11 protein-coding genes and 2 pseudogenes are annotated in these 12,834 nt (G+C 61.2%); 5 read left to right on the plus strand and 8 right to left on the minus strand.

Annotation, left to right across the window (positions count from 1 at the left end; genetic code table 11):
* Positions 1-89: 89 nt before the first annotated feature.
* Entirely contained in the window at positions 90-1,220 is a 1,131-nt protein-coding gene (locus CWO91_RS20720; protein ID WP_208753050.1) for a hypothetical protein, read from the plus strand.
* Here CWO91_RS20720 and CWO91_RS20725 read toward each other — a convergent pair.
* From CWO91_RS20725 to CWO91_RS20745, 5 genes are all read right to left on the minus strand, one after another.
* Positions 1,132-2,124 (minus strand): ribose-phosphate diphosphokinase, encoded by a 993-nt coding sequence (locus tag CWO91_RS20725; protein ID WP_130215788.1) that lies wholly within the window; start codon positions 2,122-2,124, stop codon positions 1,132-1,134. The two genes, CWO91_RS20720 and CWO91_RS20725, sit on opposite strands and share 89 nt — an antisense overlap.
* Positions 2,125-2,308: 184 nt before the next feature.
* Positions 2,309-2,719 (minus strand): hypothetical protein, encoded by a 411-nt coding sequence (locus CWO91_RS20730; protein WP_130215790.1) that lies wholly within the window; start codon positions 2,717-2,719, stop codon positions 2,309-2,311.
* An 86-nt stretch (positions 2,720-2,805) separates the two neighbouring features.
* On the minus strand, positions 2,806-3,768 hold the full coding sequence (locus CWO91_RS20735; RefSeq protein ID WP_165405587.1) for a PQQ-binding-like beta-propeller repeat protein: 963 nt from the start codon (positions 3,766-3,768) through the stop codon (positions 2,806-2,808).
* 138 nt (positions 3,769-3,906) lie between these two features.
* Positions 3,907-4,233 carry an antibiotic biosynthesis monooxygenase family protein gene (locus CWO91_RS20740; protein WP_130215794.1) on the minus strand — a complete coding sequence of 109 codons (327 nt, stop codon included), beginning with the start codon at positions 4,231-4,233 and terminating at the stop codon, positions 3,907-3,909.
* A gap of 20 nt (positions 4,234-4,253) precedes the next feature.
* A complete protein-coding gene (locus CWO91_RS20745; RefSeq protein ID WP_130215796.1) occupies positions 4,254-5,444 on the minus strand; it encodes an NADH-quinone oxidoreductase subunit D in 1,191 nt (396 codons plus the stop codon).
* A gap of 183 nt (positions 5,445-5,627) precedes the next feature.
* Between CWO91_RS20745 and CWO91_RS20750 the strand changes: the two genes are divergently transcribed.
* From CWO91_RS20750 to CWO91_RS45040, 3 genes and pseudogenes are all read left to right on the plus strand, one after another.
* Entirely contained in the window at positions 5,628-6,017 is a 390-nt protein-coding gene (locus tag CWO91_RS20750; protein WP_130215798.1) for a hypothetical protein, read from the plus strand.
* A 49-nt stretch (positions 6,018-6,066) separates the two neighbouring features.
* Positions 6,067-7,164 (plus strand): annotated as a pseudogene (tal, locus tag CWO91_RS45035) (transaldolase); the annotation flags it as partial.
* Between the two features lie 84 nt (positions 7,165-7,248).
* Positions 7,249-9,011: pseudogene (locus CWO91_RS45040) on the plus strand (transketolase).
* A gap of 326 nt (positions 9,012-9,337) precedes the next feature.
* Here CWO91_RS45040 and CWO91_RS20760 read toward each other — a convergent pair.
* From CWO91_RS20760 to CWO91_RS20770, 3 genes are all read right to left on the minus strand, one after another.
* The gene (locus tag CWO91_RS20760) at positions 9,338-9,778 is read right to left on the minus strand and encodes a CBS domain-containing protein (protein ID WP_130215800.1); all 441 of its coding nucleotides are present in this window, start codon (positions 9,776-9,778) and stop codon (positions 9,338-9,340) included.
* Between the two features lie 293 nt (positions 9,779-10,071).
* Entirely contained in the window at positions 10,072-10,530 is a 459-nt protein-coding gene (locus tag CWO91_RS20765) for a VOC family protein (protein WP_130215802.1), read from the minus strand.
* A 202-nt stretch (positions 10,531-10,732) separates the two neighbouring features.
* Positions 10,733-11,785, minus strand: coding sequence for a LysR family transcriptional regulator (locus CWO91_RS20770; RefSeq protein WP_245471321.1), 1,053 nt, complete (start codon positions 11,783-11,785; stop codon positions 10,733-10,735).
* Between the two features lie 102 nt (positions 11,786-11,887).
* Here CWO91_RS20770 and CWO91_RS20775 point away from each other — a divergent pair, with 102 nt between their 5' ends.
* Entirely contained in the window at positions 11,888-12,832 is a 945-nt protein-coding gene (locus CWO91_RS20775; protein ID WP_130215804.1) for a ketopantoate reductase family protein, read from the plus strand.
* The last annotated feature ends 2 nt before the right edge of the window (positions 12,833-12,834 follow it).

Genomic DNA, 12,834 nt, shown 5'->3' on the forward strand with positions numbered 1-12,834 from the left:
GGCGGATGGAGGCCTCTAAGATGCAGGCGATCAATGCAACTCGGCAAGCGGGGGCTGCGCCGTTCCTGCAGCGTTGATGGGCGCCAGCAATGGAAGCGCGAGAGCAGAGCGAGAGCGAAATCCGCGAGCTGCGGCTGCGTGACAAAGTACACTTTCTGAGCCGGCGAAATGTGTATCCGGAAAGCGCAGCCACCATCACCACTCGCGAGACCCATATGTCATGGGTCTTTCTCGTCGGGGACAAAGCCTACAAGCTGAAGAAGCCGGTCCGCTTTCCATATCTTGACTTTTCGAGTGTGGCCAAACGTGAGGCCGCGTGCCGGGCTGAGCTGCGCCTCAATCGCCGTCTCGCCCAGGACGTATATCTCGACGTCCTGCCGCTGGTCTGGTCTCCCAAGGGGCTTGCCATCGGCGGCCCGGGCAAGGCGGTGGATTGGCTTGTCATGATGCGTCGCCTCGACGAGCGGAATATGCTGGATAACAGCATTGTTGAGGGGGGCGTCAAGACCTGGGAGCTTGATCGGCTGGCCGCTGTCCTTGCCCAGTTCTATCGCCGCGCACAGCCTACCTTCATTTCGTCGGCCGTCCGACTAGCCGAATGGTACCGAGGCCTCGACTATAATCGGCGCGTGCTTCTTGACAGTCGGCTCGCGATGCCGGCAGGGCTGATACAGTGGATCGACCAGATGCAACGCCGTTTCCTCGATCGCCGATCAGACCTGCTCGCCGATCGCATCCGTCGCCGAAAGATCATCGATGGTCACGGCGACCTGCGGCCCGAGCACATCTGGCTTGGTGATCCAGTTCGCATCATTGACTGCATCGAATTCAATCCGCGCCTGCGTGCGGTCGATCCATTTGACGAGATCGCTTTCCTTGACCTTGAATGCGAGCGCCTTGGGGCAGGATGGATCGGCGAGTACATTACACGACGGATACGTCAAGAACTCAAGGACAGTCCGGGCGACGAGCTAATGACGTTTTATCGGTGTCATCGTGCAACATTGCGCGCCCGTCTTGCGATCGCCCATCTCCTCGAGCCCGAGCCGCGCAGTCCCGAGAAGTGGCCGCGGGTCGCGCGCCAATATCTTCGCCTGGCGGCATCGGACGCAATCAAGCTGGTTGGATTGCTCAGAAGACCAGGAGGTCGGCGAGATCGCGGTTCTCGTGCAGCCGGCGTATCGTCTCGGCGAGCAGTGGGGCGACAGGGACGACTTTGACCTTGGCGCGCGCAGCGGCATCGTCAATTCGAATGGGCACCGCATCGGTCACGACAAACTGCTCAATGGCAGGATTCGCAACGACCTCGGCGGAGCCAGGCATGAATAGCCCATGTGTCACGAAAGCCAATACGCGACGGGCGCCGGCGCGCCGGGCCGCCTGCGCGGCACGCAGCAGCGTGGTTCCGGTACTGATCAGGTCGTCAATGATGAGCACTGTCGCATCGGCTGCATCGCCGACCAAGAGGTCGCCCGAAACCACGCCGGCGCTGCGGTGCTTGTCGACGTACCCCTTGCCGATCGGACGATGCAGCGTGGCTTCCAACGCTCCTCGCAAGAGTTGTGCGCGCTTCACGCCACCGGGATCCGGAGACACCACGCTGAAGCTTTCATCCAATAATTGCGCGGCAAACTTAACGAATAGCGTTGTCGACGTCAGGGCGACGGTCCGGCAGCGGAAGGCATTTTCGAACGCAACCGGATTGTGCACCTCGAGGGCGACGACGGCGTCAGTACCAACAGCCTCAAAGAGACTGCCAATGTAGCGCGTCGTTACTGGGTCGTTGAGCTTGGTGCGGCGATCCTTTCGCGCATAGCAAAGATACGGCACGACCGCAGTGACGCGAGCGGCGCCGCAGTCTTTGAGAGCTCCGATGAAGAAGAGCAATCGGCAGAGCTTGTCGTTTACGCTCTGGTTTGGCCCGTTATGCAGGGCTTGTATCACGTATACGTCTGTGCCACGTACCGAATCGAGGGGGCGCGCCTTGTGCTCGCCATCCTCGAACTCACGCTCCTCGTGTGCAGCAAGCGACCAACCCTGCGCCTGAGCCGTGGCATTGCCAAGATCGGCCGTCGCGTTCAGCGCGAACAGCCGCATCTCGGAATGACAGGCCAATTTCGCCATCTATAGCTCCGTTCGCGAGATGACCGGCCCCGAGCGGGATGGGATCACTTCCGCGTCGGCAGGGCTGCAAGCGCGAGACCCCAGCTTCGAGGGGATCTCACCATTGAACAAATGAGGCCGATGCTGAGTTCCCGGTATGGGAGAGGTGCCATCGCGGTCTCGTGAAGCTGCATATGCGTGCCTTTCAAAAATGAAAGGCGTAAATGCGCCCGTCGGCGCCGACATAGAGGCGGTCCTGCGTCGCGATCAGCGTCTGGAAGCGTCGGAGACCGCTCAAGGGCTCGCTGACAAAGATCGGTTCGCCCGTATCGCCGCGGAATGCGTGCAGCCGATTGTCGCCTTCGGCGCCAACAATCCAAACAATCGGGTTGGAATCGCCGTCCGTGGTGGTCGCAACGGGGGAGCCGCGGCCGCGGAGCGCACCGCACCAGGCAGTGGCCATCGCCGGCGGGGAGCCTGCTGCGATCTTCAAGACCGTCAAATCGTGACCTCGGCCGGGCTGCGGGCAATTCGCTCCGGAGGCCTGGAAGGCAACAAAGACATCATCGCCGACGCGATAGGCAGTCGGCGACGTGACGATCGACGACTGGGACACTGTTTCGACCGCCAGCTGGCCACCAATGCCGCCGAGACTATTTCGATCGAGAAGATAAGCCTTGCCATCCTTCCCCAGCGCCAGGATCAGAGCGCGGTCCCCGCCCGCTCCGGATATGTTGAAAGTAAGCGGATTGCTGCCCCCGAGATCCGCATCGGCGGCATCGAGTGCTTTCCAGTCCGATGGCGCAAAATAGTCCCTCTTGTCGTCTCTGCGGCGCAGGTCGGGTCCAAAGTGAAATACGGCTTCACCGTCGCTCCAGGTCGCGCGCCGAGCGTATTCCCAGTCGCAAAGTAGATGTCATGCTCGGAGACGCTCAGACCGCCCGGCGCCCAGATCCCGCCCCCTCGCCCACGCGTTTCGAAGCTGACATGCTTGCCGGGCTCGCGCAGGGAAAGTCCGACCACCCAGCCGTGATAGTTCCCGCAATCACCAAAATGGCCACTGAAGGCGACATAGACAGTGTCGTCGAGAAGCGTGAGCGCCGCGCGCTGGTTGTGGACGCTCGGGTCGAAATGTCGTCCTGCCTTTTGCAGAAGGTCGGCCACATCGATCGGCCAGCCGGGGAGAACGCTGCCATCCTTTGTCGAAAGCGCGAACACCTCGTGGCGCGGGCCGTTTCCTCGCTCCACGGCAGCATCAAAATAGATGGCTTGGGTTGCAGGGTCGATCACCGGCGTCCCGGTAATACCAAGCGGATCGATATTTCCGCACGGCAGCGACGAACGGCGCACTGGACGCCCGACCACGCGCCTCCACAATTCCTTGCCGGTCGTCGCGTCGAGGGCCTGGACGACGTCGTCCTCGGTGCCCACGAATAGCATCCCGGCGTTCGCTCCAGGAGGACGCCAGTACAGCGGCTGAGCGTACATCGAGCCCGCGACACGGGCGTTGAACGTGCGATCCAGCTGAACCGATCTGGCTTTATCCCAGGATAGCGCGGGAACGACGTACTGACCGCTTCGGCTGTTGTCGCCATGATAGGTCAGAACGGAGCCGTCTTGAGCAAGGGCGGATAGCGGCGATAGCGCAAGTGCAAATAGTACCACCCTCCAGGCAGGACGGGCTGTCCTCGAAAAAGCGCGTCGGATGTTCATGTGCGCCTAACAGCCCCGTGCTGCTCCGGTTCCATCATCGTGGAGCACATGAGCTGAGGCGTTTCGCTCTCGCGCTCATCGAGCGCCGGTTCACTGACTCTTCGCGAGGACGTCGGCGACCTCGTACAAATGAGGATCGATATCGTCGGTGAGACTTCCGAACTGACTCCAGGCTTTGCGAAATTCAGGTGACTGGTGCGCCGCCCGTAGAAGATCACGGCTTTCCCACTGAATGTAATTCACGATACGACGCCCATCGAGGCTGCGATGCAGGCTGACGGAAATGAACCCCGGCTGACGCTGCATGAAGCGAGCTCGCTCCCTCATGAGCGATAGGGCTTCGGCCTGTTTCTCCGGTTCGGCTTCGATAATGGTAATTTGCGTGACCGGCTGTTGGCCGACCTGGATCTGTGGCATGGCGATCTCCTTTCACGACATTATCGATCGATCTCCCCAAACACGATGTCCAGCGACCCGATGATCGCCGAGACGTCGGCGAGCAAGTGGCCGCGGCAGAGTAGGTCCATCGCCTGCAGATGTGCGAACGAGGGCGCGCGGATCTTGCATTTGTAGGGTTGGTTGGTCCCATCGGAAACCAGATACACGCCGAACTCGCCCTTGGGGGCTTCCACTGCCGCATAGACCTCGCCGGCAGGTACGCGAAAGCCTTCTGTGTAAAGCTTGAAATGGTGGATCAGGGCTTCCATCGAGCGCTTCATCTCGCCGCGACGTGGCGGAAAGATCTTGTTGTCCTGCACCGCGACCGGACCCTGCCCGTCTGGAGCCCGGAGCTTGGCAATGCACTGTCTCATGATGCGCACTGACTGGCGCATTTCTTCCATCCGGATCAGATAGCGGTCGTAGCAGTCACCGTTCTTGCCGATCGGAATGTCGAAATCCATCTCTTCATAGCATTCGTATGGCTGCGCCTTTCGCAGGTCCCAGGCCGCACCCGAACCGCGCACCATTACGCCGGAAAAGCCCCACTCCCAAGCCTGCTTCAACGTCACCCTGCCGACGTCGACGTTCCGCTGCTTGAAGATGCGATTGTCCGTCAGCAGGCGGTCGAGATCGTCCACCACAAGAAGGAACGGATCGCAAAAGGCTTCGATGTCATCGATCAGCTTCGGTGGCAGGTCCTGATGCACGCCACCGACACGGAAGTAATTTGCGTGCATGCGCGCGCCGGATGCGCGTTCGTAGAACACCATCAGCTTCTCACGCTCTTCGAATCCCCACAGCGGTGGGGTGAGCGCCCCGACGTCCATCGCCTGAGTTGTGATGTTGAGAAGATGCGAAAGCAAGCGTCCGATTTCACAGTACAGCACCCGAATCAATTGGCCGCGGCGCGGCACCTCGAGGCCAAGCAGCCTCTCCGCTGCGAGGCAGAACGCATGCTCCTGGTTCATCGGCGCGACATAGTCGAGCCGGTCGAAATACCCGATCGATTGAAGATAGGTCTTGTTTTCGATCAGTTTTTCGGTTCCGCGATGGAGCAGGCCGATGTGAGGATCGACGCGACGGACCACCTCGCCATCAAGCTCCAGCACCAGGCGAAGCACGCCGTGGGCCGCAGGATGTTGAGGCCCGAAATTGATGGTGAAATTGCGGAGGCCTTCTTCCTCCATGGCAAACTCACGGCTACAGCTGCGGCTGCGGGTCCGCGCCCCGGCGTAGCAGCAACGCGGCCCAAGGCTTGGTCGTTCCTAAAGCTCCCGCAGCCTCCTCGGGCCCCGCTGCGAGGAACTAAACGGCCGCATCGCGTTCCGGCCGAACCTAGGAACGCGTGCGTTTGCATTCCGTTGAGCAGGGTGCAGGGCAGAAGAGTTGAGCACGATCCCGGCGAAGTCCAGGAGGAGCTGAATATCGAGCGCCAGGCGGCCTACATTCTGTCTATCAAGAACCCCGAGGCCGGGTCTCCGCCCGGCGCGGGACTGTCGGAGCGGGAAGAGGCGCATTACCCCAAACCGGTCGAGCGGCAATTCCACGGCCGGCGCTTCGCATCGGAAGACCCGCATCTGCTCGACTATGAAGGCGCCGAGTTCATCCTGATCGGCGCGCGCGTCGATCCTGAACGCGCCTATGGGGTCGATATCGAGACCGAACACGAGACGGCCCGCAATGCCGACATCTTCCGCCACCTCAAGATGTCGCCGCGCGAGCATCCCATCGGTCCGCTGATCAAGGGCGAATGGCAATAAAGGCAGTGCGTGGTCGGCTTTCCAGGTACTTGAACTAAGGAGACCGCATATGAACCGGACGATCGAACTCTTGGCGCAAGGCCAGAGCTGCTGGATGGATGATCTCACCCGGCGAATGATCGATAGCGGCGATCTGGCACGGCGGGTTGGCGAGGAAGGCTTGCGTGGTATCACGTCGAATCCGGCCATCTTCGAGAAGGCGGTCGCGGAAGGCGCGGATTACGACGATGACATCGTTCGCGCGGCCGTGGCGGGCCGCTCCCCGGTGGGCATCTACGAGGAGCTGATTACCACGGACGTCCGGAACGCCTGTGATATCCTGCGCCCAGTGTACGAGGAGACCGCGGGTGTCGACGGCTTTGTGAGCCTCGAAGTATCGCCCCACCTCGCGCACGACACAGAGGCCTCGATCGAGGAGGCGCGGAGGCTGTGGACACTGGTCGACCGGCCCAACCTGTTCATCAAGATTCCCGGCACTCCGGCAGGGGTTCCGGCCGTCGAACAGCTGCTGTTCGAAGGCATCAACGTCAACATCACGCTGCTGTTCTCGATTTCCCGCTATGAGGCGGTGGCCGAGGCCTACCTGCGAGCGCTTGAACGGCGGCTGGACGCAGGCCGGCCGATCGAACGCATCGCTTCGGTCGCAAGTTTCTTCCTTAGTCGCATTGATGTGCTCGTCGATCGACTGTTGCGGCAGCGCATCGTGCCCGACCGCCTGCCTCCCGATCCTGATCCACGCAGCCTTCTGGGCAAGGTCGCGATCGCGAACGCCAAGCTCGCCTATCAGGCATTTAGCCATATCCGGGCGAGTAACCGCTGGATGGCGCTCGCCGAGAAAGGCGCGCGGGTACAGCGGATGCTATGGGCGAGCACCAGCACCAAGAACCCGGACTATCCGGATCTCATGTATGTCGAGCCGTTGATCGGTCCAATGACCATCAACACGATGACGCGCAAGACCATCGCAGGGTTCCGCGACCACGGCACCGTGCAGGCCACGGTCACGCATGATGTGCAGAGCGCGCGGCGCGTCATGGAAGATCTGGATCGGCTTGGGGTGTCGTTCGATCTGGTCACGGCCCAGCTCGAGAACGATGCGGTCCAGAAGTTCATCGATCCGCTCGACTCGCTGCTCAAGCTGTTCGCCGCCAAGGGTGAGCGCGCTGTGGCCTTCCGTGATGTGGACGGTCTGCGCGCAGAGGCCCGCCGGCTGCGGCGACTGGTGATCCGCATGACGACGGAAGCGGGCTCGGGTCATCCCACCTCTTGCATGTCGTGCGCCGATATCGTGGCAGCGCTGTTCTTCCGCGAGATGCGCTGGGATCCGCACGATGCGACCGCGCGCAATGTCGATACGTTCGTTCTGTCGAAGGGCCATGCGGCGCCAATCCTGTGGGCGGCCTTGCACGAGGCCGGCGCCATCAGCGAGGATCCCTTGTCACTGCGGCGGATCGATAGCACGCTGGAAGGCCATCCGACTCCGCTCAATCCATGGATCAGGTCGCGACCGGATCACTCGGACAGGGGCTTGCGGCGGCCAATGGGCTCGCAGCGGCGAACCGCCTGGACCGCATCGATGCCCGCGTGTTCTGCCTGCTTGGCGACGGCGAATGCTCGGAAGGCTCGGTGTGGGAGGCCGCGCAGTTTGCTTCGCTCAATGGCCTTGCGAACGTGACGGCGATCGTTGACATCAACGGTCTCGGCCAGAGCGAGGCGGCGCCCTATCACCACGATACCGCGGTGTTCGCGCGCCGGTTCGCGAGCTTCGGCTGGCGCACCATCGAGATCGACGGTCACGATATGACAGCGATCCTTGCGGCATTTCGGGCCGCGCATGACGGTGGCCCGACCGCCATCCTCGCGCGTACCATCAAGGGCAAAGGGGTCTCGTTCCTGGAAGGAGCGGACGGATGGCACGGCAAACCGCTCGACCGCAAACAGATGTCGCAGGCACTCGACGAACTGGGCGATGAGACGCAGGCGCCGCCCGTCGTCGAGCCACGTCGGGTCGGCCAGATGGCGCGCCCGCAGCGCGTGGCCGCGGCACACTCCGCTCCCGCCTATCGGCTGGGCGATAAGGTCGCCACCCGCGAGGCGTTCGGGCACGCGCTGGAGAAGCTCGCTGGCGAGGAGCCCGCGCTGGTAGCGCTTGACGGCGACGTGAAGAACTCCACCGGAACAGAGTCGTTTGCGGCCCGATACCCGGAACGGTTCTTCGAGAGTTTCATCGCCGAGCAGAACATGGTCGGCGTCGCCCTCGGACTCGCGGCGGCGGGCAAGATCCCATGTGCAGCGACGTTCGCCTGCTTCCTCACGCGCGCTTATGATTTCATTCGCATGGCGCAGTATTCGCGGCCCGCCCATCTCATTCTGTGCGGCAGCCATTCCGGTGTTTCGATCGGCGAGGACGGCCCGTCGCAGATGGGCCTTGAGGATCTTGCCATGTTCCGCGCCCTGATCGAAAGTACGGTTTTGTATCCGGCAGATGCGGTGAGCGCCGAGCGACTGACCGCGATGGCGGCGCGTACCAATGGCATCGTCTACATCCGGACGACACGGCCCAAGACGCCGGTGATCTACTCCAATGCGGAGGAGTTTCCGATCGGCGGCAGCAAGGTGCTGCGCTCGTCGCTGCAAGATCGGCTCACTGTCGTTGCGGCTGGTATTACGGTGCATGAGGCGTTGGCCGCTTCCGACATGCTCGACGCACGTGGGATTTCGATCCGCGTGATTGATGCCTACTCGGTGAAGCCTATCGATGTCGTCACGCTATCGGCAGCCGCTCGTGATACCAAGGGGCTGATTGTCGTCGAGGACCACGCGATCGATGGCGGGCTGGGCGATGCCGTGTCGACCGCGGTCGGCTCGACGGCGCCGGTGCATCGGCTGGGGATTGCACGACTGCCGCGCTCCGGCACGAAAGACGAATTGCTCGACAGGTACGGCATCTCGCGCCGGTCGATTGAAGACAAGGTCCTGCAATTGGCTGCCTGAAACAAAAATAGACCCCGCCATCCATCGATTGGAATGACGGGGCTCGAGCTTTCACTTTTTCAAGGATTCCACCTTTCAAAAGTTACTTGCTCTGACTGGATAACGTTACTTGCTCTGACTGGATAACGTTACTTGCTCTGACTGGATAACGTTACTTGCTCTGACTGGATAACTGCGACACGGCGCAGTCGTTCCCGGAAATTTTGTCCGCGGCCTTTGTTAATGTAGCCTGGTTCCCCGGCGTCCAAATAGGACGTTCCTGGAGCACCATGCTGAAGCTGCTCCTTGTATTAGACGAACACGCCCGGTTCCGGTCGGTGCTGGGCTCAGGCGGTGGCGGAACTCTGGTTGTGCTGCTGGCTCGGCCGCGCGATTCCATGCAGTGCCTTGGCAGTCCCTGCCGATTGGCGCACCAAATCGCTAAGCGACACGATCCCGACCAGGCGCTTGTTCCGGTCCACCACGGGCAATCGCCGTACCTGGATCTCACTCATGTTCGTACAGACGTGAGATATGTCCTCGTCTTCGAAGCAGTATTTCACCTCTTGGGTCATAGCGTCACGGACCTTGCTGTTCGGCCCTTTGCCGTCCGCGATGCAGCGCACCGCAATATCGCGGTCTGTGATCATGCCCACGAGGCGGTCACCTTCACCCACGGGCAATACGCCGCAATCGCACTCTTTCATCAGCTTTGCCGCATTCTGTACCGTGTCGTTAGGATTTACGACTTTCGCGTCGCGGGTCATCACCTCGCTGATCTTCTTCATGGTCGACTCCTATGCCGGTCTGCCCCGACAAATTTCGATTATGCGGGGGCTTCTTCGATTGATATGTCAACACAACGGAGGCGACGATCGTGCGTTCCAAAGACGACTAGTTCTGATCCGTGCAGAGAAGCCGTCGGCGAACTGCTCCCACAGGAGCCGCATAGCATCCAATACGCGGCGATCATGGATGCCACGACGCGCGAGTTGAACGTCGACCATGCGGTTGCGAAGATCTGGAAATTCGCTCATGCAGTCTTCCGTCGAAAGTGCCGTATAAGAAATTACGGCCTGTTTCAGCCTGGCCCCACCGCCATGCCCTTCTCGGCGAGTTCCTTCTTCGCATGCTCGTTCTTGCCGAGGTGTGTCAGGCGCATCCCGCGCAGCACGTTCGGCGCCTTGGTGAACTGGACGTTGTCATAACCCACGATCTCGACGCGGTTGCCCCACGGATCGCGAAAATCGAGGAAGGGTCCATCGATCACGGCGACACCCGCGGCGTCCAGCGCCTTGCGCGCCGCTTCTTTGTCGTCGACCACGAGCCCGAAATGGCGGCCGTCGTCCGCAGCTTGCCGGCGGCCTTTCTGCAGCGCGATGAACTGGTCGCCCAGATCGATGAAGGCCATGGTGTCGGTCTTGCCACGTAGCTCGAAGCTGAAGAGACGGCCGTAGAATGCCAGTGCTTCTTCAATATCTCCGACCTCCAAAGCTATGTGGTTGAAGCCAATGGCGCGCGGCCTTGCGAACTCAGTCATTGGATTCTCCTCTTTTGCCTACCTATCGATCAGGTGGGTAGACTCAGACCAAGCCGCAATCGCTTCAGCTCCGATTGGCATCGGACCATCTTTGCGCGTTTGTACGGCATTGCTTGCCGTTCGAGGGCGATTGCGAAGAAAGCAATGCTGAAATGCTGCGATTGTCGGCAGTTTGCGTCGCTGCGGCTGGTATCGAACGTCTTCATCGCGGGCCCTTTCGGGCTTCAGAGGAGCCAATCGGCGACTCACCTGACAGCCTGTCGTGTCCAGATTCGAAATGGTGCACTGCGGTCGGCCTTCGTTTCTTTGGGCGACCGGAACGATGTAGGCCCCGCACTTCCTGCTGTTGAAAGAGCTCACAGCAGACGTCACGCAACCATTGGCTTGCCGGGTCGTGATGGAAGCGGGCGTGCCAATATTGCTTCACCGTAAACCCGGCAATCGCCAGCGGGCAGTCGAGCACGCGCAGTCCGTAATAGTGAGCCAACGTTTCGCCGATGTGCCTTGGAAGGGTGGCGATCAGGTCAGTCGTCCCGACGATTGCGGGTAACCCCAAAAAGCCCGGTAGCTCAAGCGCAACGTCAAGGACCATCCGCTGCTGCTGTAGCGCATCCGCGAGCAACTGATGTCCGGTGCCGGAGCGAATGAGGACGTGCGCCTCACGCCTGAAATCCTTTGCGGTGATGCGGTCGCGGATCCGGGCATGTCTTGCGTTCGCCAAGCAGACCCAATCCTGCGGAAAGAGTGCCTGTTGGAAGTGCCCAGCGTCGAGGTCCGAGATGTAGCCGAGCGCCAGATCGGCCTCGCCAGACTGCAGCATTCGTGGGGTATCGCCGCCGATCTGCGCTGCCTCAATGCGGATGCCCGGAGCAACACGACGAACGTGGGCGAGGATGGCCGGAAGGAGCGTGATATGGCTCGCATCCGTCATGCAGATGACGAAGCGGCGTTTTGCAGTCGCCGGATCAAACTCAGGGCGAAGCTCGGCGAGACGACGCAGCATCTCCAACGCCTGTCTGGCCGTGCCGATGAGAGCCTCGGCGCGCGGGGTCGGCAGCATTCCCTCCGCCGACCGGATGAAGAGCGGATCGTCCAGTTCCTTTCGCAGGCGCGCCAGCCAGATCGAAATGGTCGGCTGACTCTGACCGAGCTTCTCGGCCGCTTTGGTGACGCTGCCCGTGGTGAACAAGGCATCGAAGAGCCGGAGCAGGCGCGGCTCCAGCAGGTTCGTCTCAGGGAGATCCCGGTGCTTCATTGCAATCTGCAATAATGGTTATAAGGATCATAGCATATCCAAATACAGGGCAGCCTGCTACCACGCTTCCGACGCCAAAAAAGGCGCGGGAGAAACGTTCGGATGAGGATCTGCTTTATCGGAGCGGGGGCCCTGGGCTCGACCATCGGCGGCACGCTGGCGCGCGGTGGGGCCGAGGTTTGGTTGATCGATCCGTTTCAGGCTCATGTCGAGGCGATCAATGCTGGTGGTCTACGGATGCTCGAAGGTGGCGCCGAGACCGTTGTGAAGGTCTCTGCCTGCACCTCCGCGGCCCAGGTCGGCGTAGTGGCGGACCTCGTCATCGTCCTCGTCAAATCCTACCACACGCGGGATGCGATCCGGGCGGCAGCGCCGATCATCGGGCCGCAGACGGTTGTGATGTCGCTTCAAAACGGTCTGGGTCACGAGGACATCCTTTCGGAGGAAGTTGGTCGTGACCGGGTCATGGCAGGCAAGACCTACGTTGGCGGCGTGCTGGTTGGCCCCGGTTATGTTCGCTCGGGGGTCATCGGCAAGGAAACCATCATCGGCGAACTTGATGGACGCTTGACGGAACGCGCACAGCGAATTTCCGAGACTTTCAATCGTGCCGGCATTCTCACGCTGCTCAGCGACAATATCTTGGGCACGATGTGGGACAAGTTGTTCATCAATGTCGCCGGAGGAGGAATTACCGCCGTTACCGCGCTGACCTATGGCGGTCTCTATTCACTACCGATCCTGGAAGATTGCGCGCTGGCCGCAATCTCAGAGGGCATCGCGGTCGCGCAAGCCGCTGGCGTGAAGATCTCGATTACCGACCCGCGGCGCGCTTGGACGATGGCATCCGCTGGTCTACCGCCCGAGTTCAAGACGTCGATGTTGCAGAGTTTGCAGGCCGGCAACCTGACCGAGGTTGATTACATTCACGGCTCGGTCGTGCGTTGGGGCGCCAAGCTCAACGTGCCGACCCCCGTCAATTCTACCCTCGTCGCGTTGGTCAAAGGGCTCGAATACGCTCGCAGCGATTATCCAGGAAAGGCCTGAGA

Source organism: Bradyrhizobium genosp. SA-3 (assembly GCF_004212635.1).
Classification (GTDB): domain Bacteria; phylum Pseudomonadota; class Alphaproteobacteria; order Rhizobiales; family Xanthobacteraceae; genus Bradyrhizobium.